This window comes from Pseudarthrobacter quantipunctorum (genome assembly GCF_045291495.1).
GTDB classification, from domain to species: domain Bacteria; phylum Actinomycetota; class Actinomycetes; order Actinomycetales; family Micrococcaceae; genus Arthrobacter; species Arthrobacter quantipunctorum.
Genome location: NZ_CP148033.1, coordinates 3034578 through 3059115 on the forward strand (window position 1 = coordinate 3034578; position 24538 = coordinate 3059115).

15 protein-coding genes and 2 pseudogenes are annotated in these 24538 nt (G+C 57.9%); 10 read left to right on the plus strand and 7 right to left on the minus strand.

Features of this window, described 5'->3' with window-relative positions:
- Positions 1–2: 2 nt before the first annotated feature.
- Positions 3–1628 carry an ABC transporter substrate-binding protein gene (locus WHH00_RS13755; protein ID WP_406633597.1) on the minus strand — a complete coding sequence of 542 codons (1626 nt, stop codon included), beginning with the start codon at positions 1626–1628 and terminating at the stop codon, positions 3–5.
- Between the two features lie 192 nt (positions 1629–1820).
- On the opposite strand from WHH00_RS13755, the gene pdxA reads away from it, so the two are divergent.
- Together pdxA and WHH00_RS13765 are read left to right on the plus strand one after the other, a co-directional pair.
- A complete protein-coding gene (pdxA, locus tag WHH00_RS13760) occupies positions 1821–4226 on the plus strand; it encodes a 4-hydroxythreonine-4-phosphate dehydrogenase PdxA (protein WP_406633599.1) in 2406 nt (801 codons plus the stop codon).
- Positions 4227–4296: 70 nt separating this feature from the next.
- Positions 4297–5151, plus strand: coding sequence for a DeoR/GlpR family DNA-binding transcription regulator (locus WHH00_RS13765; protein WP_406633601.1), 855 nt, complete (start codon positions 4297–4299; stop codon positions 5149–5151).
- A 20-nt stretch (positions 5152–5171) separates the two neighbouring features.
- Here WHH00_RS13765 and WHH00_RS13770 read toward each other — a convergent pair whose 3' ends face one another.
- A complete protein-coding gene (locus WHH00_RS13770; RefSeq protein ID WP_406633603.1) occupies positions 5172–5651 on the minus strand; it encodes a nucleoside deaminase in 480 nt (159 codons plus the stop codon).
- A 252-nt stretch (positions 5652–5903) separates the two neighbouring features.
- Here WHH00_RS13770 and WHH00_RS13775 point away from each other — a divergent pair, with 252 nt between their 5' ends.
- Positions 5904–6416 carry an HNH endonuclease gene (locus tag WHH00_RS13775; RefSeq protein WP_406633605.1) on the plus strand — a complete coding sequence of 171 codons (513 nt, stop codon included), beginning with the start codon at positions 5904–5906 and terminating at the stop codon, positions 6414–6416.
- Positions 6417–6692: 276 nt separating this feature from the next.
- Here the strand turns inward: WHH00_RS13775 and WHH00_RS13780 are convergent, their stop codons facing one another.
- The 3 genes and pseudogenes from WHH00_RS13780 to WHH00_RS13790 all read right to left on the minus strand — a co-directional run bounded on the left by WHH00_RS13780 (position 6693) and on the right by WHH00_RS13790 (position 9622).
- Entirely contained in the window at positions 6693–7127 is a 435-nt protein-coding gene (locus WHH00_RS13780) for a hypothetical protein (protein WP_406633607.1), read from the minus strand.
- Positions 7124–7788: pseudogene (locus WHH00_RS13785) on the minus strand (S8 family serine peptidase). The gene WHH00_RS13780 and the pseudogene WHH00_RS13785 overlap by 4 nt, the downstream one beginning before the upstream one ends.
- Positions 7789–7864: 76 nt before the next feature.
- Positions 7865–9622: a DUF262 domain-containing protein gene (locus tag WHH00_RS13790; RefSeq protein ID WP_406633609.1), complete on the minus strand. Its 1758-nt coding sequence runs from the start codon at positions 9620–9622 to the stop codon at positions 7865–7867.
- Between the two features lie 470 nt (positions 9623–10092).
- Here WHH00_RS13790 and WHH00_RS13795 point away from each other — a divergent pair, with 470 nt between their 5' ends.
- From WHH00_RS13795 to WHH00_RS13815, 5 genes are all read left to right on the plus strand, one after another.
- Positions 10093–12204 carry an ATP-binding protein gene (locus tag WHH00_RS13795; RefSeq protein ID WP_406633611.1) on the plus strand — a complete coding sequence of 704 codons (2112 nt, stop codon included), beginning with the start codon at positions 10093–10095 and terminating at the stop codon, positions 12202–12204.
- A 3-nt stretch (positions 12205–12207) separates the two neighbouring features.
- Entirely contained in the window at positions 12208–13530 is a 1323-nt protein-coding gene (locus tag WHH00_RS13800) for a hypothetical protein (protein ID WP_406633613.1), read from the plus strand.
- A gap of 330 nt (positions 13531–13860) precedes the next feature.
- Positions 13861–15294 (plus strand): DNA cytosine methyltransferase, encoded by a 1434-nt coding sequence (locus tag WHH00_RS13805; RefSeq protein WP_406633615.1) that lies wholly within the window; start codon positions 13861–13863, stop codon positions 15292–15294.
- 53 nt (positions 15295–15347) lie between these two features.
- Positions 15348–16868: an McrB family protein gene (locus WHH00_RS13810; protein WP_406633617.1), complete on the plus strand. Its 1521-nt coding sequence runs from the start codon at positions 15348–15350 to the stop codon at positions 16866–16868.
- Between the two features lie 7 nt (positions 16869–16875).
- Positions 16876–18585 (plus strand): DUF2357 domain-containing protein, encoded by a 1710-nt coding sequence (locus WHH00_RS13815; protein WP_406633619.1) that lies wholly within the window; start codon positions 16876–16878, stop codon positions 18583–18585.
- Between the two features lie 1443 nt (positions 18586–20028).
- Here the strand turns inward: WHH00_RS13815 and WHH00_RS13820 are convergent.
- Positions 20029–21231 (minus strand): pentapeptide repeat-containing protein, encoded by a 1203-nt coding sequence (locus tag WHH00_RS13820; RefSeq protein WP_406633621.1) that lies wholly within the window; start codon positions 21229–21231, stop codon positions 20029–20031.
- A 605-nt stretch (positions 21232–21836) separates the two neighbouring features.
- Between WHH00_RS13820 and WHH00_RS13825 the strand changes: the two are divergent.
- Positions 21837–21974, plus strand: a pseudogene (locus tag WHH00_RS13825) (FCD domain-containing protein); the annotation flags it as partial.
- Positions 21975–22504: 530 nt separating this feature from the next.
- Here the strand turns inward: WHH00_RS13825 and WHH00_RS13830 are convergent.
- Positions 22505–23644 (minus strand): GTP pyrophosphokinase family protein, encoded by a 1140-nt coding sequence (locus WHH00_RS13830; protein ID WP_406633623.1) that lies wholly within the window; start codon positions 23642–23644, stop codon positions 22505–22507.
- A 143-nt stretch (positions 23645–23787) separates the two neighbouring features.
- Here WHH00_RS13830 and WHH00_RS13835 point away from each other — a divergent pair, with 143 nt between their 5' ends.
- The gene (locus tag WHH00_RS13835) at positions 23788–24261 is read left to right on the plus strand and encodes a hypothetical protein (RefSeq protein ID WP_406633625.1); all 474 of its coding nucleotides are present in this window, start codon (positions 23788–23790) and stop codon (positions 24259–24261) included.
- Positions 24262–24538: the final 277 nt, after the last annotated feature.

Genomic DNA, 24538 nt, shown 5'->3' on the forward strand with positions numbered 1-24538 from the left:
GGCTAGCCGTTCACCTTGACTGCGGAGACCTGGTAGGAGTTGGTGGGGCGCAGCTTGAGGCCTTCCACCCGGGAGCGGCGGGCGAGAACGGCGTTGGGGATAAAGGCCCACATGCAGGGCCACTTGGCCCAGATGTCCTTTTGGACCGAAGTGAGCAGCTCTGTGCTCTTGTCCTGGTCCGTCTCGGAGGTGGCGGTGATGATCTTGCTGCTGATCTCGGGGAAAACGAAGCCGTGGTAGGTGTCCCGGGTGGCTTCCTTCTCGGCAGTGCCGGCATACATGCCCTGCAGGTTTGTAAGGGCCAGTCCCGTCTGGTTTCCGTAGCCGTTGCCCAGGATATCCCAGTCGCCGGCCTTGCCCTGGCGCCAGGAGGAGATGTCCCCGCCTGGTTCGAACTGCTGCAGCTCGGCTGTCACGCCGATCTCCTTCATCATTTCCACCAGTGCTTCCATGATGGACACGTCAGCGGCGAACTCGCCGGTTTCCCAGATCACCTTCACGGCCAGGTTGGAGACGCCCAGGTCCGCCAGCATGCTCTTGGCCTTGGCGGGATCGTACTTGTACTCGCCGGTTTCCACGGCCCCGGCCAGTGTCTGCGGGACCACGCCCTTGGCCGAGGTAACGGTGCCGCCCAGGATGCCGTCCACCACGGACTTGCTGTCGAACCCGTAGGAGAGGGCCTCGCGGACCTTGGGGTCTGACATCGGGCTGTCGGCGGGCTTGCGGAAGTTGTAGAAGAGCTGGTTGTAGCGGGTGCCGGTGACGGACTCGATCTCGATGCCGTCAACGGTCTTCAGCTGGGCCACCGAGTCAGGGGTGATGGAGTCGATGACGTCCACCTCACCGGAGCGCAGGGCCACCACGCGGCTGGATTCCTCGGACATGAACCGGACGTTGATCTCATTGACCGAAGGCTTCTCGCCCCAGTAGTTCTCGTTGATGACCAGCTTGTAGGTGCCCGTGCCGCGGTCCGCGGAGGACACCTTGTAGGGGCCGGTGCCCACGCCTTCCTGCAGCTCTTCGGGCTTGTTGGCCGCCGCCGGGGTGATCAGGATGTTGGACATCAGCGTATTCAGTACGGGCAGCGGCACCTTGGTGTCCAGGGTGAAGGTCAGCTCGTCCTTCTTATTGACCGTGGGCCACTCCGGGAACTGCGGGGCCAGGAAAGAGCCGTTGACCTGGCTGTACATCTCCAGCGCTTTGGCCACGTCCTCCACGGCAACGCTGGTGCCGTCCGAGTACTTGATGTCATCGCGGAGCTTGACGGTCCACTGCGTGGGGCTGGTCAGTTCGAAGCTTTCGGCCAGGACGTTGCGCGGCTTGAGGTCGTCCCCGATCTCCGTCAGTGCCTGGCGGACTGCGCGCTGAACGGTGACAGCGGCGTCGAACTGGTTGAGCTTGTTGTCCAGGCTCACCAGCGAGCGGTTCAGTCCCAGGGTGAGGGTGCTGGAGCCGGTGGCTCCACCACCTGGGGCGCTGGGGGCAACGCAGGCTGTGACCGCGGGGGCCAGGACGGCGCCCGCTCCGGCCAGGGTGCCCCAGCGGAGCAGGGAACGCCGGGAGAGGGAACGCTGTGCCACTTCGCCGAGGAATCCACTGCCGCCGGCAACGCTGTTGGAACGAGTCATCTTTGACCTCCACGTAAGGGCCGGCACCTGCCGGCCGAGGCATTGCATCCTGGTTTGATACGAGCCCCGCTGCTGTTACTCCGATCACCATGCCACGATTGCGCAAAGCGCGCAAGCAAGTTAGCGTGTTTTGTGCAGGACTTGAGGATTCGAACCAAGCACTACTCTTAGCCAACGCCGAAGGAGACAGCGATGCAGCGCATTCTGGCCATTGCTGATGATCTCTCAGGCGCCGCCGAGACTGCTGCCGCGCTGCTGGCGGCCTCGCCAATCTTGATCAACTCTTGTGCGCACAATGCGCAAAGTGGGAGTTCCCTCCCGGGAACAGCCGACGACGGCGCCCCGCGCGTTTACCTGCTCCCCCACCTTCCGGAGAAGCTTGGGTCAGCCTTGGAACAGGTTACGCCGGACGGCAGCCTCGTAGTTCTGGACACGGATAACCGGGCGTTTCCGACCGAGGCGGCGGCAATGCGCCTGCGCCAGGTCCTGGACTCGCTGGCGGCTGCGGAGAGCGCCCCGATTGTTTTCCTCAAGATCGATTCCCTGCTCCGCGGACCGGTGGCCTCCCAGCTTTCGGTTCTCGCTGAGGGCGGTCCCGTGATTCTTGCTCCTGCGCTGCCGCCACTGGGCCGGAGCACGGTCAACGGCGTCATCCATCACCAGGGCGTTCCACTGCACGAGACGTCGCTGTGGCATGCCGAACCAACGGCTCCAGCGAAAAGCATCGGCGCCGCACTGCATCCCCTGCCCACGGTGCTGGTGGATCTGGCCACCGTCCGCAGCGGAACCGAAACCCTCGGCGCCGCACTCAAGGAAGCCAGTGCCGGCCCTCACCCAATACTCATTTGCGATGCGGAAACATCCGCCGATCTGGAGGCGATTGCCGCCGCAGCCCTCAGCATTCCGGGCACCCGCTTTGCGGGTGCTTCCGCTCTCGGAGCCGCCCTGGCAGGGACCGCGGGCAAGGCACCCGAGGCCGATGCCGCCGTCGTACGTTCTCCACTCGGCGAGCGAGAAACCGATAGCTTTCCCCTGCTGGTGGTTGGCTCGGCGTCGGGCCCGGCACGGGAGCAGCTGCAGGCACTCGCCAATGACGGTGTTCCTGTGATCACCCTGTCGCCGTCGGATCTGCTGGCGGAAACTGCGGATCTGGCTCCGCTGGAGAAGGCGCTCACCTCGGGTCCGGCAGCGGTGACGGTGGATGCGTCCGCGGTGGATCCGGCGTCGTCATCCCGAATAGCCACAGCGCTGGCCACGACACTAGCGCTCCTCGCCAAGGACCGTCCGCTGATGCTTACCGGTGGGGAAACGGCCCGATCGATGCTGGATGCCCTGTGCGTTCGGGAGCTGAAAGTGCTCGGCGAGATTGAGCACGGCGCCGTCCTGTCCCTGACTCCCGCCGGAGATCCGGTGGTCACCCGCCCCGGAAGCTTCGGCACCACGAACAGTCTCCGCACCATCCTGGCCGCACTGGCCAGCTACCCCGACTCAGACGCGGCGCCGGTTAGCTCCCCCGCCACACGCACTCCCCTAACGACGGCGCCCCAGCCGTCCCTGCCCGGAAAAGGACACCCCATGAACAGCACACATCCTTCGGAACTCCCCTACGTGGCCGTGACCATGGGCGACGGCGCCGGGGTGGGGCCGGAGGTGGTGGTAGCCGCCGTGCTGGATCCGCAGAGCAACGCCGAGTGCCGGCCCGTGGTGATCGGCGATGCGCTGCGCCTGCGCCAGGCCGCTGACGTCCTGGGGATCGAGGCGGACATCCAGAGCATTGAGAACGTGGAGGACGCGGTGTTCACGCCGGGCCGGGTGAACGTGATTGACCTGGCGCTGCTGCCGGAGGACCTGCCGTGGGGGCAGCTCTCCTCCGTGGCCGGGCACGCCGCGTATGAGTACATCCGGGTGGCCAGTGAGCTGGCGATGGCCGGGAAGGTGCAGGCCATCTGCACCGCGCCGCTGAACAAGGAGGCGCTGCACTCGGCCGGGCATATCTTCCCCGGGCACACCGAGCTGCTGGCGCACCTGACGGGCACGGAGGAAGTGTCCATGATGCTGTCCACGCCCAAGATCCGGGTGATCCACGTGACCACGCACATTGGGCTGATGGATGCGATCCGGAAGATTAACCCGGACCTGGTGGAGCGCACCATCCGCCGCGGCCACGAGGCGCTGGTCCGGGCGGGCATCCCGAACCCGAAGATCGGCGTCTGCGCCATCAACCCGCACGCCGGCGAGAACGGCCTGTTCGGCCAGGGTGAGGAAGCGGAGAAGATCGAGCCGGGCGTGAAGGCCGCGCAGGCTGCCGGCATCAACGCGGTGGGCCCGCTGCCGGCGGACACGCTGTTTTTCCTGGCCGGCCGGGGCGATTACAACCTGGTGGTGGCCATGTACCACGACCAGGGCCACGGGCCGGTGAAGGTGCTCGGCATCGAGGCCGGCGTGAACATCACGGTGGGCCTGCCGGTGATCCGCACGTCCGTGGACCACGGCACCGCATTCGACATCGCAGGCAAGGCGATCGCCGATTCCCGGTCCATGGTGGAGGCCCTGCACCAGGCGGCGGAGATGGCCACCCGGCCTGCCGTCGCTGTGTAGGCGTTGCTGCGGGGACTGGGCGGGGGCCGGAACTAGCATGGGTACCACTGCCACGGGAAGGAGACCGGGAATGCTCAGCGCAAACGCGCGGCGCGAGGAGATCTACCACCTTGCCGTGACCACCGGCCTCGCTTCCGTGGAGGAACTCTCCGCCCGGTTCGAGGTGACAGCGTCCACCATCCGCCGGGACCTGGCCTTGCTGAACGGGCAGGGCAGGCTGGCCCGCACCTACGGGGGTGCCATGGCCCTGGGCGCGCACCCGGAGGCGTCGCTGCGGCAGCGCACCGGTGAGGCGTTTGAGCAGAAGCATGCCATCGCGCGCTGGGCGGCGTCCGTGATCGTCCCCGGGGAGAACATCCTGCTCGACGCCGGCTCCACCGTGGGTGCGCTGGCCCACGAACTGCGCGGGTTCGAGAAGCTGTCCGTGACCACCCCGGGCATCAACACCATGCAGGAACTGGCCGATTCGGAGGGCATCGAGGTGGACTGCCTGGGCGGCCGGCTGCGGAGCCTTTCGCAGAGTTTTGTGGGGCCGCTGGCGGAGGCCGCGCTGGAGCGGATGAGCTTCAACCGCGTATTCCTGGGCGCCGACGCCGTCACCGCCGAAGACGGCATCTGCGAAGCCGACCACGCCCAAACCCGCCTCAAGGAACTCATGGCCAGGCGCGGCCGTTCCGTTTACGTCTTGGCGGACTCGTCCAAACTGGGGCTTCGGCCGTTCCACGCCTGGGCCAGGCTCGCACTCCCCTGGACTCTGGTGACGGACGACGGCGCCGACCCCCGGCAGGTGCAGAAGTTCCGCGACGCCGGGGTGCGAGTTGAGGTGGCCGAAGTGTCTGCACACGAAGACTTCCGTTCGCGGCCTCGGGTAACCTCGGACGCGAGCAGTGCCGAAATCCTGGACGACCTGCGCGGCGACCGCTGACTGATTCCTGGAGCGGGTAACTACTCGGCGATGTCCTCCGCCCACAATTCCGGACGCTCGGCCTGGAATGTGCGCATCATGTCCACGCAACGCTGATCGTCCAGAACCACCACGTCAACGCCCCGTGAGCGGAGAAGCTCCAGCTCGCCGTCGAACGTGCGCGCTTCCCCCACCACCACGCGTGGAATCTTGAACTGGATGATGGTTCCGGCGCACATGGCGCACGGAGCAAGGGTGGTGTAGAGCGTGGTGTCCCGGTAGCTCTTCTGCCGGCCGGCGGCGCGGAGCGCGGACATCTCCCCGTGGGCGATCGGATCGGCGTTCTGGACCCGTTCGTTGTGTCCGTTGGCAATGACCCTGCCATCCTCGGCGAGCGCAGCCCCGATGGGAATGCCGCCTTCAGCCAAGCTCTTCTGTGCGGCCTGATAAGCGACTTCGAACGCGGAGAGGTCGTTGCTGTCCAGTTCCAGCGTGGCGGATTGAGGCTGCTCGTGCGTCATGACGTCATTGTTGCACAGCCGTTCCCACTCCCCTGGGCCGCCACAGCGCTTGACCCGGCCACCAGTTGGGCAGGGAAACTCGGCAAAAACTGAGCTAAACCTGGGACATCCGCCACCGCTCGGCCTGTACGATTTCCTGGACATCCGGGACCCGAGGGCTTCGGGCGAACTGAAAAACGGGGGGAATCGATGCAGGAACTGGGCCGCATCTATTGGACACGACAGGGCCTTCGCCTGGCCTACTCAGCCTTAATGGTGTGGCTTGCCCTCGCCGTGATGACGGCGCTCATGCCGAAGGGAACATCTGTCGCTGGAACGGCACCATCCTCGGCCGCCGAGGTTCTGGGCGGAATGGTGGACAACGTCGTCGCCGCTGTCGCTCTCCCGGGCGTAGCCGTTGTAGTGCTGGGCATTGTCGGCGCCGTCCTAAACAGCCGCGACGTCCGACGCCGGGACCTTATACGCCGCTTCACCCGCCAGCAGCACCGCGAGGGGATGGCCCGGGCTGGCGGCCAATGTGAGATGGAAAGCGGATTCGGTCGCCGCTGCCGCCGCCCGGCCGAGCACGGCGACCACTTCTATCCGTGGTCCAAGGGCGGCTCCACCAGCCTGCAGAACTTCGTCGCTGCCTGCGCCCAGTGCAACCGCACCAAGCGTGCCAGGATCCCGTCGCCGTCCCAGCAGCAACGGATGGAACGACGACGGCGGGACTACGTTGCGCCGTCGTCCTCCGTCAGTGTCGGTGAACGGCAGCCCCTTTCCTAGGCACCTGCTCTGCCGGAGCCCTCTGCCGGGGTCATTTTTGTAGCCCTGTTGTACTGCCGCGACGGCTTCGACGGCTGAGCGGGGGCTGGTGAGAACAGGTGTTTCGAGGCCGGCCAGCAGGGCGGCAGCAGGTTCCATGCTCGCCTGGGCGAGGACGACGACGTCGCAGCGGCTTGCGACCACACGCGCCGCATGGGCAATGCTTGAGTGGTAGGCCTCCGCGTCTCCGGCCAGGAAGGCGTCTCCACGCACCCTCAACCACGCTGACCTCAACGGTTATGTCAGTTTCCGCCTCCGCGGCCCCTCGGCGAGGACTCCGGTGGTTGGCTCGATGGTGCTGGTGAGAGCCACGAGGACTCCGATTCGTGGGCCGAGGGTCACGGCGCGGCGAAGCATCGGCCGATCGATTCTGATAACGGCCAGTCCGTCACCGGACAGGTCCTCCGCTACCTCGCCCAATGTGGAGCAGGTGCACAAGACGATTCCGCATCCAGCATCTCGAAGTTCCGCGAGATGGGCGGCGACGACGGCACGTACCCTCTCCGCGGCACCGTCCTGCCGGGCAAGCTCCAGGGCTTCGGGATCCAAGCGGTGGACCGTGGAGCCGGACGGCAGATGCGTACGGGAGAGGGTCTCGAATGTCGCCACGTGGACCGCCGCCGTGTTGAGGAAGCCGACCTTGCCGGCGGGGTCGGTGCCATGATCGGTCATGGTGCCCGACCGTAACAGAGCATGCGGCTGGGGCGCCGACCCAACCGGCGCGCTGGCTGGGGAAGCGGCGGCTTGACGGCGTTGTACGCGTTCACCCGGCCATGCGCCCAGTCGGTCCCGATGGCGCCAACTGGGTCGGTGCTGGATTCGACCTTGTTGCGAATGGCCGAGTTCGTCCAGCCAGGGCTGGCGCTGCGGGCAAGCGCAACGACGGCGGCGACGATTGGTGAGGACATTGACATGCCGCTGCCGATGTCATAAGCCTGGGAACGGTTGTACTCCCTCGCCAGGACAAATCTGTGGTTGGGGAAGGTGGAGTCGACACTGACCCCCGGGGCCGCGATATCCACCCACGCGCCATATGTGGAGAACAACGACTTGTTGTCATCGTTGTCCGTTGCCCACACGGAAATGACAATGGGGTAGGCGGCGGGGTGTTCATGTTGGTGTTTCCACCGTTGCCGGCTGCAGCAACCAGCAGCACGCCCGCATTCCAGGCGTTGTTCACCGCAGTTTCCAGGGTGGTTGACGCCCCAACGACCAAGCTCACGTTGATGACCTGCGCACTATTCTGGACTGCCCAGTTAATGCCGTTCGGCAGGCCTGAGCTGGATCCCTCACCCCCGCCACCTCCGGATAGCCCGCATACAACGCCCGGAATCCTAAAAGCTCAGCTGCCGCCCGTCACGTGGCGAGAACTGAAAGGGGCTCTTCACGCGCCCTGTACCATAGGGCGGTCACGTTCTATAGCTTGGCCACCGCTTTACAGCCCAATCGGCCATCACCTTGCTTCGCACGCGCAGATCTTTGGGAGTCCACTCGGTATTAAGATCGGCGAACTCACGAACTGACTTAAAAACGGAGTCAGCGGAATAACGCACTCGCTTCTTCGCGTACGGCTCATTGCCTATGGAGGAGTTCATATTCGCTGAAAGCGGAAGCAAATTGGCCAGTAAGTTACTAAGTTCACCGTGCTCATCTTTCGAGAACGGCCACAATGCTGTCGATTTTTGGGGCAGCACATGCTCCAAGTGCGCGACTGTATTGTGCTTGTCCCCCCCAAGCGACCTATCATACTCGCGGACGACATACTTCACGATGGAAGTACCGAACAAGGGACGGGACGCAACGTCGCGACGAACATCGTCATCACTCGGCCACGCCACGGTTCGATGATTTCGAATAATTTGGACAACCCTTTCAGCGGTGACTTCTCCGCCACATTCGTTCCATAGACCCTTGAAAACGGCGTGCAGTCCGGTTGGCTCAATCCCGCAAATCGCTCGTCTTGTCAGAAAGGCGTCTACTACGTCCAGCACCTCTGCGGCTTTACCCTCATCCAATAGATGATCAGCGACGCCGGACGAAATTCGCATAACAAAGGGATAGACGGAGCTGGGCGCCCCGGCAGCGTGCAGCCTAGCCATGCGCTCAGCAATGGGAGCAGTATGCGCTGTGCGGTTACCACCGGCTACGAGGTCCATGAAGTGGGGTTGGTACTTGGCTAATTCCTGAACTACACTCCTAGGATCCTTACCCTGCCAGGAATCACGAAGAGCCTTATATACCTGCGACTTCGTCAATTTTGGGTTTTGGACCAACCCGTACGGAAAAAAGTATTCGTCAAAATAGTTCTTGTCGCCAATCCAAAATCCACGATAAAAGGGAAGCCAGTCCTCGGTGTTGATGCGGTCGACCTCTGAGGGGTCATTGTCGGCGGCCCGCGCAAAGATGTCGTTCCGGATAAGATCGCCTGCAGTCATTGGCTGCTGCCGGGAATTGAGGCTATCGAAAATCTTTGGCCCATTTGTCGGGTCCTGAACCTCAATCTGTACAACCGTGAGATGCTCCAGAATTGCGCCATAGACTGCGGCGACGCGCTCTGAACCTCCCTGATCAAACTGCGCCTTAAAGAACCGCTTTGCCGCGGCATAATTGTTCTTGATCGATCTACCTTTGGTAGTACTAGAACTGTCTGAAGTTGCAAGCCTTCGAAATGCGAAGCCTACTAGGTGGTTCGAAAAGTTCTTAGTATCGAGGACCTCCTGTACCACCATGTTGAGCCGTGCACGGTCCTCATGGCTCGTGTGAAGCCGGAGATTCGAACCACCACCCGTACTGAGGCCATCGACGATGAAGTTCATAAAAAGGGCTTTCGCCTCGTCAAGCTGATCGCAATCAATGAGGGTTTTGACCGCGGCCAGAATATATAAATAAATAGTCGTCAAACGCTGCTGGCCGTCGATAACCTCGATAACATGCGACTGAGCTGCATTGGCGCGTGCGCGCTGATGAGTGATTATAGCCCCGAGAAAATGAACGTCCGTCTCACCATCAACGAGCTTCAGAACATCCGCTTGTAGCTGATTCGTTTTTTCACTGTCCCATTTGTATGGCCGCTGGAAATATGGAATATCATAAATGTTGCGACCGGTAAAAAGACCGGAAGCGCGCACTTCATCAGTACTAAGAGTGAGCTTGGGTTCCGCAGGCATATCAATTCCCCTCCTGGTTCAACAGCACTATATCGGCAGAATCGCTTCAATGCACTGACCCCCAATGAATTCTTAGCCTTGCCCGACCTCTTTGACAACAAAGAATAGTCCTGATATACGCTAAAAGCGTCGCGCATTAGAGGGAGGTTGTACGCTCTCCAGCCGTACCGGATGCGGCTCCATAGCGGCACAGTGCAGCGAAGGCACATGTTGCAGATCTCCATCACGACCGAGGACATGTGGGAACCAAATGCAAAACTACTTCGCACCCTTCAGTGCCCCCAGCGAAGTAAACCCCGACGGCCTACAACAACTGGTGGTGACATCATCCGTACCTATAAGACCCGTGATACGGATGTCGTCCGACCCAAGACCCTGTTGGCAGCAGTTCAGGTAGGATCCGATGTGCCAGCAAGTCGCTGATAGACCATCTATTAGCATGTACTAAGCTACCGAGGGGCATATTACAAATGACAGAGCAGACATCATCCGCCGGACCGGTGGATGCTCCATTTCGCCCCCGAGCCCGCATACTTCAGCTTCTGGGTGATCAACTCATCGGCTCTCCCCGGCTTGCGGTGTTGGAGCTAGTGAAGAACGCCTACGATGCGGACGCTTCTTCGGTGCAGATCGTATTGAACAACGTTCACCAATCCGAGGGCTCGTCTATCACCGTCACTGACGATGGTGACGGGATGACTCTCGAAACTTTGAGGGACATCTGGCTAACACCAGGTCACGATCATCGAGCCAATCAACGAAACGAAGGCCGCCGTTCAAAGCAGGGACGACTTCCTCTAGGCGAGAAGGGGCTCGGACGCTTTGCTGTACATAAGCTCGGCGACCAAATTTCTATGGTCACGCGAGCCGCCGACGAAGACGAGTGCTACCTAACAATCAACTGGACAGCCCTTTCCGGGCAAGAGTATCTCGATGAAGCACGTGTCCAGGTATTCACCCGAGAACCGCAAGTATTCATCGGCGACAAGACGGGTACACAGATACACATAACTGCCCTTCGCGGTAGCGCCTGGGATAGACGGCAAGTTAGATGGTTGCAAAGGCAAGTCCTGTCCATCTGTTCTCCTTTCGAAAGAAAAAATGACGACTTCCGCGCATTCGTCGAATTCCCACAGCACCGCCAGTGGTTGGAGCAGATTCAAGACCCCGAGGCTATACTTAGGTTAGCTCCCTGGAAGTTCGAATTCACGGTGGATACCCTCGGAAGTTTTGATTGGACGTACACCTATAATGGGGTCGCAGGCATCGATTCACATCCGCGAACCGAGAATTCGGAAGGCGATATCCTTTTCGCCCTCGATGACCATGGCGAGTGGCCAGTAGATGCCGCGAGTTTGATGGGAATAGGACCTCTAAAAGGCGTCTTTTATACCTTCGATAGGGATGCGTCTATTCTCAAACGCCTGGGGCAAACTACCCTTTTACGCCAGTATCTGAATGAAAATGGCGGCATACGCATATATCGCGATGGCATTCGCGTATATAATTATGGGGAACCCGGTGATGACTGGCTCGGGTTAGACGTTAGACGAATCAATACTCCTAGTGAGCGCATAAGTAACAACATCGTTATTGGGCTCCTTGAGATTGATCTAGCTTCAAGTACCGACCTTCATGAAAAAACCAACCGCGAAGGGTTCATAGAGAACATCGCATATAAGAAGCTGCAGGATATTCTTTTGGCGGTTATCGCGCGTTTCGAGGTCGAGCGCAATATTGATAAGCGTGCACTTCGCATAGCGACGGCGAAGAAAAAGAATATCAACTCAAATGATATAGCAGAACCATTGGCTGAGATCCGAAGCATTGCGGGAAAGCACGGTATTTTAAGAGAAGTCGAACCGCTAATCGAAGCTACTCTTGAAAGATTCACTCGATTCAAAACCACAATGCTGCGGTCAAATCTCTCCGGCATGGCGCTTGTTGTAGTATTCCACGAATTAGAGCACAGCATTAGGCTTCTAATAAAATCAAGCGAAGGAGGAGCGACAGCTAGTTCGATCGCAGAACAGGCTCGAACAATTGCACGCGTCCTCGACGGTTTCGCCGATATCGTTCGTAAGGGCGAAGTCAAAAATAACAGCATAAAGGGCCTCATTCGGCGTGTCGTGACCCTTAACCAAGTTCGTTTGACCCATCACGAAGTCGAGGTTATCGCTCCCTTCTTGAGCGCGGAACAGGATGCGGAGCGATCTTTTTCATTCGGCCTCCTCCTCGGAGCCTTGAACAATATTTTTGATAATTCCCTATTTTGGCTCAACAACACCTACCGAGACGGCCGGAAAAAGCGCATCTTCATCGACTACGATGAAGATTTTATTGAGGGCCCGGCAATCCTCATTGTTGACAATGGTCCCGGATTCAAGGATGCCCCCGAGGAATTGACAGAGCCCTTCTTCACCCGACGACCTAACGGCATGGGCGTGGGCCTTTATTACGTTAGTCTGGCGATGGAACTTCACGGTGGCCGCCTTGCCTTTCCAACTCTCGATCAGATCAAAAGGCCAAGCGAAGATTTCAATGGCGCCGCGGTCGCCTTAGTTTTAGACGGAAAGAAGTAGACGTTGTATACCCCGGCTCGATTTGTTGTCATCGACGATAATCCCACGCACCTCCACGCAATCAAGACCACCATTGAGTCACTGGGCTCAACCTGCCTCGATGTACTTTATAGACCTGAAGAAGAAATTAGTCCTTTCCTGCTGCGCGGAGCTCGTGTAGTGTTCATGGATTTTCATCTTTCTGGTTTAACGTTTGCCAGTGATCCGAAAATGGACAATGCCACGATTGCCTCCATCCTGACATCTACTATTAGCGAATCAAACCAACCTTATCTTTTGGTAATTTGGACAAAGTTTCCTGATCAGGCGGCCCAACTCGAACAGTTCTTGCGCGATAGGCTGGCCAAAAGTCCTCATGTTATTCCGATGGCGGTACTTTGTATAAGCAAAGACACATTCATAAATATCGATTCGGGGGAAGTGCAGGACCCAGAGCAGCTCAGAGCTGAAGTGTCGCTTAAGATTAGGGAGCACCCGAGCCTTGCGGCGCTCCTAGACTGGGAATATACAGTTCACAAATCTGCATCACGCATCTCCTCCAAATTGACGGGACTCATCCCGAACCAGGCATTCTCCGCGGGCACAACGCGTTCTGAGCTGGACATTGTTCTTAGCCGCTTTGCTGTCAGCAATGGAAAATCAGGAGCTCTGACTGACCCTCGGTCGGCTTTTGCGTATGCAGTAGGACCGCTACTTGCCGACGAAATTTTGCATGCAGACGAGGGGAAAGACAACCGCGACGTCTGGCAGAAGGGTACTACCCAAGCGGCCAATCAACTGCCTGCGCTATCCGATGTGGACGCAGCACGCTTCAACCGCATGGCCCACATCTCACCGCCCTCGGCCGAGTCATTTAGTTCGAGCGATTGGGGCGCCGTAGTCCGGATTGAAGAGGAAAACGAAGCTTGGTTCAGGCGCTATCTAGACCTTACCCCCGAGGAAGTCTGGGAGTGCCTGGGGGTTGATGTGAAGGAGCGGGAAGACGCTGTTTTGGTCATGGTTAGGGCAGGTGCGCAATGTGACTTTGCTCAGCAGAAGTCAGGACCTGTGCCCTACTTGGTTGGTGGCTTAGTTCGGCCCCGAAAGACATGGAAGAAAAAGCCTGCAGCTTCTGTGAAGCGGTCCGTGTCCTTCCTCAACAACGTTGATACGGAAGAAGAGTCGATGTATCAGCTCCATGTCGATACACGCCTATCGGTCACCTTCACGACGCGGTACGCGAAGCGCTGGGCTCCAGTGCTCCGCCTAAGGGAGCCCCTCATGAGTCAGATCCTTTCGTTGCACGGCACCCATTCCACGCGCCCGGGTATCCTGCAGTTTCGTTAGCTGGGAACAATCCTCCTTACACGGACAGGACTTCAGCTCTGAGGCCCGCGATGGCCGTGCAGTGGTTCCAGTTATCCGGTACCGCCCCTGTCGCTATCGAACCCGGGCGCAGGCCTGTGTCGAAACTTCGACTGTCCATGTAGCTGGATCACGCCTTCAATTTCTTGTCCTACTAGCCCTGAGTGCGGAAGGCAGACCGAGCGGGGGGCGAAGCAGCGATGGGTTAACTTACGGCGGCCCAGAAGCTCCCCGGAGGCTTTCCGGGGCACGAGTTCGGGGATGTTCCTGTCATGTCCAGGATTGTCGTAGCCATAGGGCAGTATTAAAGGCATGCTTTCACTCCTTGGTGCCGGTCCCTCATCCATAATCGACAAACTGGACAGGGTGAGCCGAGGAGGTCCCCTTCGACTGCTCGATCTATTCAGCGGCTGTGGCGGTTTGACCACTGGCTTCGTCCGAGCAGGATTTGAATCTGTTGGTGGAGTTGAGTTCGATCCGTTCGCTGCTGCCTCCTACGCGCGGAACTTCCATCCTGGTGTTAACGAAGAGCACTTCGCCCGAGCTCGCGACATCCGGCAGCTGGACCTGTGCGAGCTCCTCGGTCTCTCCGAAGACGAGATACCGCATGCTGTCGATGTAGTTATTGGGGGGCCGCCGTGTCCTAGTTTTACTAGGGTAGGGCGGGCAAAGCTACGTGAAGTCATGGACCATCCGGAGGCTTTCAAGCTCGACGAACGTACAACCCTATATCTTCATGCAATGCGCGTGATCGAACAGACACGGCCGCTAGCAGTCTTACTCGAAAACGTTCCGGACGTGCTCAACCAGGGTGGCCGATCTGTTGGGGACGAGATGGCCGATTACCTGAGTAGCATCGGCTACGAAGTGTCCTACAGTCTTTTGAACGCTGCAAACTACGGTGTTCCGCAAACTCGAGACCGATTCTTCCTGATGGCATATGCAAAGGAACTAGGGCGCAGACCCAAATTCCCGGATCCTACACACTGGCTCGAAATGCCCCGCGGATACAAGAGCTCACGCGACGTGGCGCTGCGCCTGTTGGGCGATTTGGAAGCTCACCCCTACTACTCGCCACCTGCGGCTCCTTCGCCCAGGCTCCCAGCCGCCGTTACCGCGGAAGAGGCGCTCGCCGACCTCCCAAGGATTATTGATCAGCTGGCGCGGGGAGCTAGGCGGTTTGACACCCCGTTGGCCACCCCTGCGCCCAGCAAGATCAGTTCGTTCGCCAAACATATGCGTTCCTGGCCAGGTTTTGAAAATACAGGTGCACTCGGTGATCACGTTACTCGTTCACTCGGTGAACGTGACCTTCGGCTGTTTGCGGCCATGCAGCCCGGAGACCAGTACCCCGAAGCTCACCGTTTGGCTCACGAGCTCTGGGTGAACGCAGGTGCTTCTCCCTCTTTACTCAAAAACTATGTGCCCCCTTACGATCCCACAAAGTTCCCAAACAAGTGGCGAAAAATGGAGGCAAACACACCTGCTCGCACGTTGATGGCTCATCTCGGAAAGGATTCCTACTCCCATATCCATTACGATTCGACTCAAGCACGTACCATTAGTGTGCGCGAAGCAGCGCGGCTCCAGAGTTTCCCGGATGGGTTTCAATTCCGTGGAACTATGAATCCCGCATTTCGACAAATTGGTAATGCTGTCGCACCGCTCCTTGCCTACCAACTGGCGCAATCAATGCGGCAAGGGATTAACTCCGCCATAAATTCGTCTAAAATGGAGGCGTCATGAGTAGTTGGGAGGAGTTCAAACGCAGAGTCGAACGCCGGCACCCTGGGGTGGTCATGGCCACCAAGCCCAGCGTCGGTTCCGCCAATAGCGCCCGCATTTTGAAGAATGCGTTTAAAGCCGGCATTCCAAACTTGGCGACACGCAGCAACCTCAAACGTGCTCGGGATCATGACCGACCGTGGGCTTGGGCGTCTAAAATCATACCTGCTGGCCTGCGTGACTCCGAATTGTATATTGCATTGATTTTCAAAGGCCAAAACCTTCACAAACTAGAGGAACGCCTCGAGGAGATCGAGGCTAGGGCGCGTAACACTTCTAGGCCACCAACGAATAATACGCGATTTCTATTGCATGCCTCGGGCTTCTACGCCACGGTGCTCCCAGAAGCCGATAGCATTGATCCACTCGCGGACCCCGCTGGCTATGGAGCCCCAATTCCTGTGGATGAAATCGTATATGCCGATGTCGAAGTAAACGGACAATTGACCTCTCAGGAGGTCGATGTCATCCGGCGCCTCCGGCGCGATTATTCTAATCCGGAAAAGATCGTGCGGCTCGAAGAGAATGGCGTTGTTGAAGCAACTATGGCACTGCCACATTTAGTTTCCATCGATAGAATCGAACGCGCCGTTGCTGATCTCGGTGGTCATTTCAGCAAGGATGTTTTAGAGACGTATCATCTCAACACCGTGCACAACCCGCGGAAGCATTTCGTCATTCTTCGTGGTATTTCTGGTACCGGGAAGTCACGTTTAGCCAAATGTTATGCCTACGCCGTGCTCGGTCTTGAAGGTCTTGATGCCGTCCATGATCGTTTCACTGTGATACCTGTAGAGCCGCATTGGACCGACCCTTCCTTTCTCATAGGCCATGAGGACGTTTTGGCTTCGGACGGCTATCGCCGTACTGCCTTTCTTGAAGCAATCCTCTTAGCTTGCTCCGATCCACTGCAGCCCGTGTTTGTATTGCTTGATGAAATGAACCGCGCACAAGTAGAACATTACTTCTCAAACATGCTTAGCGTCATGGAGATCGAGGGGAATATCACTCTACACGCCAATCCGACTAAAATTAAGAAAATACCTACCACTATTCCATGGCCGCATAACCTATACATCACTGGCACTGTAAATGATGATGAGAGTGTAATTCCATTTAGCCCTATGGTTCTGGATCGTGCTAATTCTCAGGACTTAAGCTCAGTAGATGTGCGCGGTTACGGCAACTGGCTGAGGCGTCGTGAACCAAATCTTGAGGCTGTCCTCACTTCGGCTCTCCTGGATGAACTCGCATCTCTAGCTGACATACTGGCACCTTTTCAGCTGCACTTTGGCAACAGAACGATCCGCGAAATTGCCATGTACGCACACGGGGCAGAAGTTATCAAAGCATCCGTAGATCCTATCGATCGACAGATTGATCAAAAGGTATTGCCCAAACTACGTGGGGGTCCTGAATGTATCAACATGCTTGAGTCTCTAGAGGCAGCATTAGCTTCACGTCCGCAATCGCGACTGCGCGTCCGGCAAATGCGGTCCGATTTGGAACTGACCGACTATTTCAAGTACCGGTGATTTTGCTATGAAGTGGGAGCTGTCACTTCGTGAAGCGAAATCTTACGGCGCAAACGTGCTGTTGGCCGTCTCCACATCGCAGGAGTATGTACACCCCGAGCCAGGAACGCTGGCTGAAAACTCCACCTACTGGTGGTTGTTGAAGGGCGATTTCGCATCGCCTTTCACAGTGCAATTAAACGTGAATGGTGTCCAGTTATCGCGCGACATAGCCTCGCCCACTGAGATATGGTTCCGCTGGGACATCGGGTTCCAGGCTGGTTTCGCGGACATCGAGCTAAAGGGCGTGGACACCAGAATCTGGACAAGCCGGGTGGAAGTTGATCCCGTGGTCTCCAAGCTTGTGCGGCAGGACTTCCGGCTAATGCTTCGCGACATAATTGCGGACACACGCTCACTCGCTTCGACATCTGGTCTTAGGGTCCCAGTATCGAAAGGCAAGCATGAGCTGCCCATCGCGACGCTCGAGTTTATTTTGGAGACTCTTCCGCGACTGCAGAAGCTGATTGCTGAATTAAATTCAGCTAGTCGCGGGCGCCTGCGCCGAAGTCAGCGCAGTGTGCCTTTGCGTGATGCTCGGAGACTAACATCCCAACAACTAAATAGTAGTCGCCGAAGTGCCACGGTTGTAGATAGGGAACTGATTCAACGTCTGCCGCCTGCTTTGAGAGATTTAGTCAGTCAGAACGGGGGGATCCTACCCCATCGAGTTCCGCAAACAAGAAGTGAGGTGACTTCCTCTCGTCGCGAGCATAGCGAAATCTTAGGTCTGCTTACGTCCCTCAAAGGGCAACTCAGTAGGGCGCTACGTGCCTTAGCCGCAGCAGACCCTGAACAAGGCAATAGTGGCTTGCAGGACCGGTGTTTGCGGGGTCGACGACAAATTGATGTCCTTCAATCTTTTGGCGTTTTTTCCGGATTAACTCCTGCCTTGGGCCAGTGGAATCACTCTCACTTGTACCAGCGCGTTGAACCGTACCGCTCTCTCTACCGAATCTATCGCGACGTTCAGTCGGGCGTGTCAGGAGTAGATGGAGACTTTGCTTCCGTCCCCCTCCAAGAAACTTACCGTCTCTATGAGACATGGGTTGCGCTACGACTTGCTAGAGCTGCTGGAACACTCGATTCAGGTCTGGATGCTTCATCCATGTTCATCGATGACCCATCAAAGGGCAAGTTGACGCTGTCACTAAACTCCACTGCAGTCGAGTTCAAGGGACACACACTTCGTTTCAAGCCAGTGTTTGAGGAAGTTTGGCGAACTCAGGACGGGATCGGGTCTTACTCAAGACGAATGATCCCTGATGTGGTACTCGAATTCCCCGGCCCCAAAGGATTAAAGAATTTTTTAATTTTGGATGCTAAGTATCGAGTCGAAGCGCAGCTGAATGAGGCAATTGTGTCTTTGCATATGTATAAAGATGCCCTTATACAGGAAAATCGTTCCTCTCCTACTATTGGTGAACGAGACCGCGCATTAGTGGTTTCTGGTTATGTGATAGTTCCTGCCGCCCCGAGCGGCATGAACGGAGATACGAACTGGCGTACCGAAAAGATGCCCACGGTGCTTTTCCGACAAGGCTATCGAGACCGCTTTAACCTGGGCGCGATGCTTCTGAGGCCGGGTATGAATCTTAGCGAGGTTGGATCTGCGCTTGCGGGCATGGCAGCCTACTCTATACAGACCAATCAGCTGTCCCACAACCAAGTTCCGTGAACGCCTGTACAGGATTCCTGCTCATTCTTTAGGACCAATAATCTGAGCAATCTTGTCTAGACGTCTTTTTAGCTTGAGCGTTAGCGGGAAGCAGTACCACTAAAGCACCGCTGCGACTCGCACATGAAAGCTGTACTTACTGCCCTTTTACGGGAAACTTCATGTGTTTATGCGACCGGAATCGCCTCACCAATATCCACCTCCGCCGCCACTCCGAGCCGCCGACTCTATTACTGGTCATCAAGCATGTGTCTTCTTTAACTGCACAGTCGAGTACTGCGACCTAATGCTGGAGCGACATCCTTCTATTGTTCCGCACATTAGAAAAAATCATTGTGAACTCCCGTCGGAAGGAATGGATCGCCGGCCGCTGGTTTTCTTCCGTCCCTCCCGCCATCCGGGAAGGAGCTCGTCTAGCTGTCCTTCTCGGACAGGATCCATCTTTCTGGTCCTGAGGCGAATACGCTGGCTATGCAACCACACTCCGAGCACGCGTTCCTCGGCACTAGTGGATTTGCTGTGACGGGGCCAGTCCTGGCCTGACATCCTATACTGGATAAGCTGCTCTAACCGTTGCTTCCAAAGGACGTTTTCCTTCGCACGACGGGGTTCTACCTCGTCCCAGCCAGTAAGTGCGCTCAGCGCTTGTTTATAAAACGGGGAAAGAGTCCCCTCAGATGCCTCGTTGCGCTTTCGAAGCAACCAAACCCCAAGAGCACGCTCGCGGCTGTTCGACGAGTGGGGTGATGGCCAGCGCCCTTCCGTTTCGTACATATGGACGAGTTCAAACAGATTTTGACGACCACGTTTGTTCGGCTTGTGCTTGGCGATCACAGCGGCTTGGTGTTCATCCCGAAGAGACAAATCCGCTATTGCAGCTGTCCGTATATGATATCGGACCGTGCTCTCCGATAAATTGGCCAGGGCTGCAATCTTATCGATTCTTAAACCCAGGCGGTACATATGGACCAGCTCGGGATCCGGTGCCTGGCGATTGCGTCGTACCATCAGTGATATCCCGTCTTCGATTCACTCATTGTCCCATCACAAAGTACAGTGATGGCTGAATGTCAGCAACGTGGAACGATGTGGCAATGAGTTGTCGCGAGGCTGAACATTAATCTTCTGCCTGCCATCGTCACTGTCGAAGGTACCAACAGCCCTGTTCTCACCGGCAAGGCCGTGTAGCGACCGCGCGCGCCGTTGCGATTGTTGCCGCGCCAAGCGACGGGCCTTGCAGAAGTCACACATGTGAGGACGGCAAACGTTAGGTTTTTCAATTGCCTTTAGTGTCGTTGCACATGCCGTCAGCATGTTGAACGCGCACACCTGAACCGCCGTGTACTCCCAGGATATTGAGCACCGGTCGCTTTCTAATTGCAGGCGCGACGGGCAGAATCCACCATAGCCTCTTGCTATTTGCACGTCCTGTAGAGATAGCATTTAGCTTTGACTGGGTGAAAAACTGCCAACCACTGGCGGCCACACTTCAGGATACACGTCTGAGCGCAAAGAGACGGGACCGTCGCCCCAAGGTACAATTGGCGGTACATTCCACGATGAAGGGCGCTCAAAATCGAACTGCGACCCTTCGCGTATTATAACTTTCGATAAATCCACCGAAGTCCCGTTGAAGGCTGAATCGCGGAAGCGGATGCTGCCTCCCTGAAACTTCGATGAATCGAAGTCAACTTCCCCGCCCGCAAACGTCGCTTCATCAAATGTAACGAAACCGCGGTCATGCAGAAGACGAAATTCGGCACGCCCGCCAAGGAATTGCATCTGCGTGAACTCGATACCACCTCCATCAATGCTAGTTCGCATAAATGATAGGCGTTCGCTCTTCAATTCCGCCCCATGGAAGGAAACCACTCCCCCACGCAAGGCCGCGGAGCCGAAATCAACGAAACCCCCTGAAAACTTTGCTTTTGAAAAGGAAACCGTTCCTTCGATGAAACGAGCGCGTGCAAAGGAGACTTGTCCGGCCAAGAACGTCGCCGCGTCAAAACTCAACCCGTTGCCCGCAAACTTCGCGCTGTCAAACTTTACGGTAGAGAAAAACCTGGCACCGCTCAAACTACCGCCATCGAATGTAGCACCGGTGAAATCCAATGGGATACGACACCACGTCGCTGGGTCTTCTTCACTCAGGAGCTTCTGTCTGAGGATGCTGAGGAGCGTGAGTCGGACTTCCTTTTCGCCCTGTGATGCAGTGTCCGGATCATATGGCATTCGCAGATAAGCACAAAGAACGTCGACACATACTCTCTGTTGCCTTTTGTCACCCCTTGCTAGCCAGCCTTCTGAAACGGCCACCATAGAATAAACGCCTGCCAACCGGACAGCAGCCTTCTCATGCCCAAGTTGCTCAGCCGCAGACTCGAACCTGGCATGTAAATCTGCGCTTCCGCTGTCTGAGTACTTATTTACCTCAAAGTCATGCCGCTGTTGCTCTAGGTCTTGCCTGTACTCGGTTACACGCTGGCGCCTATATGCGATTATGGCCCCGCCCCCTAGACCTACTAAACCAACCATTGCGATGGCACTACGAGAGATGTCGTACCACTTGGCGGGTTCCACAGCTGGCCAGCTAGCTCCGCCGAACGGCCAAGTGCTGCCCGAAAGCAAGTCAGCAAACAGGACCATTGAGGCGGCTCCAAGTGCCACCGTACCCGCAATTGATAAAAGTACGACCCAACCCAGCCCTAGACTTGTCCGGGAATCCGATTGTGTACTCGCCTCACGCCTATCCTCTTTGTTCACCTTTTGATCCTAAGCTGCCTCTTTCTGCCCCAAGAATTCCCGAGCAGCCCCCTGCTGCCCGGTTTGGGAGTGGGCCTACTGAAGAAGTGGGGCCGTAAAGTAGCGGATATGACCCGTCAGCTGGAGGACACCGCCGAGCCCTCGCGTCTCGGCGCCGACAGGATGCCCGGGATGGAGCGCCGCAGCGCCATGGACGCTGTGAGGATTTGGATCGGGATGGCAATTTCTTTGGGGCTCTTGAAGCCTGGGGAGCGGCTGCCTGACCAGGAGGATGTGGCCTTGGGCCTTCGGTCAGCCCGATCACTGCCCGCCGTGCACTGGCGAGCCTGGCGGAGCAGGGTGCGGTGGTGCGCTGGCGCGGGCGGGCCGGCGGAACGTTTGTGGCGGATTCACCGCCGTCGGATGTTTTGGCGGAACTCTCGGCATCGCGCGCCGAGTCACAGGCCGTGAACCGGCTGGTGGACCTGAGGCTGCTGTTCGAGTGCGCGGTGACGCATTATGCGGCGGTCAATGCCACCGCTGAACAGCTGGTTGAGCTGGAGCGCCTGACCCGGGACATGGCGGAGGCGACCGACTGGTCCTACTACCACCGGATGGACGAGCAGTTCCATCAATTGGTGGGGACTGCGTCATGCCTGGACTCCGCCGTCGAGGTCTACCACGAGACCCTCACCGAACTGTACGACTATTTCATCCCCCTACCCCATCGAGAAGCTGCACACCTCGAACCGCGACCACATCGCTCTCGTGGCTGCCACGCGCGCCCGCAACGTGGAGGAAGCGGTGGAGGTTTCCCGGAAGCACGTGGACATCCTGCACCGGACCAGGTTTATGGGGCTGGCGCAGGGCGGGGTCTAAGCTGCTGACTGACGTGCAACCACGGCGCAGCTGCGTCCGGAGCCAGCCGAAATCGTTGGGGAGCCCAGATGCACATGGTTATAGAAGGCATTTAAGCTGCGCCGTTCTACTTGAGGCGACCATCCGCCCGATGTCTCTGCTAGCGGCTTTTAGTGCATAGTGCACATACCTGGCAGCCCAGGTTTCCTTAGAACGCAATCCACACACTATGCCTTCTCACATTCCAGGAATTTGTGAGTCTGCTTTATGGCAGTCCGCTAAACGGCCTGACGCAACACGCAGGTAGTGCGTCTCCTAGCTATGCTTTCGCCGGTCCCGGCAGCGGCGGTGGTGGACCGAGCTTGCTCACGGTCTGCTCCCACACCGAGGGGACGGCATACCAGTCAAGTAGCTCAGGCTCTTCTTCGTCGCCGTGCGCAACGGCCTCAGCTTTGATCGCCAGCCACATGTAAAAAAGCCCGATGCCCCGCGGCAACCCACGCTGGAGGATCTGGCGGCGTCGCTGGCTATCCCGCTCCATTGTTCTCATGCTGTCCGGTCGCTCGATCCACCGAACCGAAAAGTCCAGGATGTGAGGCTGCCAGGCCCTGACTGCTTCCCGGAGCTGGGCCATGTCCACGATGCCCACCTCATGCAACTGCCGCACTCGTTTGGCCACATACTCTGCCTCCGGCATGCCCCTCTGCATCTTTATGTCCACGGCCCGGACTAGGGCTGCGTCGAGTCTTGTGCTGAAGGACGATGGCAATTTGAGGACGGCAGTTAGGGTGGCTTGATCCAACGCCATCTTGAGGGCAGGCGATTTTGCCTTCTTGTCGGCAGCTTTCTCGTACTCCAGCAGCTCATCACGGAGCGCCATGAACTCGTAGTCAACGAGTTCCAGCACCCCCGCCAACATCGAAAACCTGCGACTGATTGGCTCAGGAGTGGTCTCCTGTTTGTAGCCGAGATCATGTTCTATCTCGGCCCAAGCATGCTGAACGACGGTTCTGATCTGGACCTCGAACCTTTTGGTTTTGAAGTCTGCGTACTCTGCAAGGTCAGCGCGCTGCGGTCCGAGTTGTGCAACGCGGTGGACAGAGCGGTAACCGAACTCCCTTGCCGACAGCCGCTTACCTTTGTCCTCAGACTTGGTGGGATCGACGGCAAATTCCTTCTCGATGATAGCCGCCACCTCGTTGACATCATCCGAAAAATAGCAGGTCACCCTGAGCCCCAGCAGGTCATGGAGCGACGAAAAGCTTTCGTACGCCGCCTCCGGGTCTGCAAGCTTCTTGGAGGCACTCTCTTCAGATTTGACCCGATAGTTGACTGAGTAGTGGGCAATATCACCGGCTCGGAGTAGTTGCTCGATTAGCTTCTTCATAGAGATGCCGAAATCTTCCAGCCCATATACTGCTTCCAGGTAAGCCGTGCCACTACCCTTTGTGTTTGCCATTGCGTCAGTCCGCCTCACCAACGGCATCTGCGCCGTCAATTAGTCCGATCAAGGGTGAGTTGAGAATCGGCCGACGGCCATCCTCTGTTCCCACCTGAGCCCAAGCCGTTTGCGCCGTGGCATGCGCCTCAAGCCGCTTACCCATGTTCATTGCGGCCCTTATTAACTCGGACGGAGCCAGCCTCAAACCGTTTCGCGGAAAGGTCGTGGCTCTGGTCATCCCAGTAGACGCCAAGCGTGTCCGTCCGTGGGAACACGCTAAGCGCTGGCTCAAGCTGATTCGCCACCGCGCTGGCCCGGCCGCTTCCTTCGCGCTTGATCTCGGCTACGAGCAAGGCGTGCTCAAGTCGCTCAGCAATTGTCTTACCTGCGAGGCGCTCGGTCGGCTCAGCGTAGACGATCACGTCACCTCTCAGGCTGTTGCGGCCGGCGTTGCTGATATTGCTCATAACTACGGCCTCCACGGCAATGTGAGAGGCCGGATAGTTCCGCTGGTCCAGCAGGAACTCTGGGAAGTCGATTCGCTGAGCTTCCTCGGTCAGCGTAAGCCCGTCAGCAGCCAGGCTCGAAGCCTGGAGGTCCCCTCCAATGGGGCAATGGAGAAGGGTGGCAGTTGAAGTCGGCATAGTCCCTCGTGGTGCGGCGGAAGTATTTCCTGCCAAGTTACATGAGTTGCGGGCGCAGGTCCCCGATCGACGCAGGTCCACGTTCAAGGGCCGCTCCATTGGAGCTATGCGGCCCGTGTATCTTGGCTGGGAACCGTTCCGCCTGTCTAACAATGCGGCGCGGGGTTTCTCTGGTCCCACGAACCCGCTTCCCGGCGGGCACACGGTGAATCGTGTTCAGCGGTCCTTCACAACCACGACAAATATGTTGCGCCTTCGTGCGCCCAAA

Bases quoted from the DNA above. Each gene is read 5' to 3' on its own strand.
- WHH00_RS13805 (WP_406633615.1), top strand. From the start codon at position 13,861: ATGCTTTCACTCCTTGGTGCCGGTCCCTCATCCATAATCGACAAACTG.
- pdxA (WP_406633599.1), top strand. From the start codon at position 1,821: ATGCAGCGCATTCTGGCCATTGCTGATGATCTCTCAGGCGCCGCCGAG.
- WHH00_RS13755 (WP_406633597.1), bottom strand. From the start codon at position 1,628: ATGACTCGTTCCAACAGCGTTGCCGGCGGCAGTGGATTCCTCGGCGAA.
- WHH00_RS13775 (WP_406633605.1), top strand. From the start codon at position 5,904: ATGGTGTGGCTTGCCCTCGCCGTGATGACGGCGCTCATGCCGAAGGGA.
- WHH00_RS13820 (WP_406633621.1), bottom strand. From the start codon at position 21,231: ATGGTCCTGTTTGCTGACTTGCTTTCGGGCAGCACTTGGCCGTTCGGC.
- WHH00_RS13835 (WP_406633625.1), top strand. From the start codon at position 23,788: ATGTTCATTGCGGCCCTTATTAACTCGGACGGAGCCAGCCTCAAACCG.
- WHH00_RS13795 (WP_406633611.1), top strand. From the start codon at position 10,093: ATGACAGAGCAGACATCATCCGCCGGACCGGTGGATGCTCCATTTCGC.
- WHH00_RS13815 (WP_406633619.1), top strand. From the start codon at position 16,876: ATGAAGTGGGAGCTGTCACTTCGTGAAGCGAAATCTTACGGCGCAAAC.
- WHH00_RS13780 (WP_406633607.1), bottom strand. From the start codon at position 7,127: ATGACCGATCATGGCACCGACCCCGCCGGCAAGGTCGGCTTCCTCAAC.
- WHH00_RS13770 (WP_406633603.1), bottom strand. From the start codon at position 5,651: ATGACGCACGAGCAGCCTCAATCCGCCACGCTGGAACTGGACAGCAAC.
- WHH00_RS13790 (WP_406633609.1), bottom strand. From the start codon at position 9,622: ATGCCTGCGGAACCCAAGCTCACTCTTAGTACTGATGAAGTGCGCGCT.
- WHH00_RS13810 (WP_406633617.1), top strand. From the start codon at position 15,348: ATGGCCACCAAGCCCAGCGTCGGTTCCGCCAATAGCGCCCGCATTTTG.
- WHH00_RS13830 (WP_406633623.1), bottom strand. From the start codon at position 23,644: ATGGCAAACACAAAGGGTAGTGGCACGGCTTACCTGGAAGCAGTATAT.
- WHH00_RS13765 (WP_406633601.1), top strand. From the start codon at position 4,297: ATGCTCAGCGCAAACGCGCGGCGCGAGGAGATCTACCACCTTGCCGTG.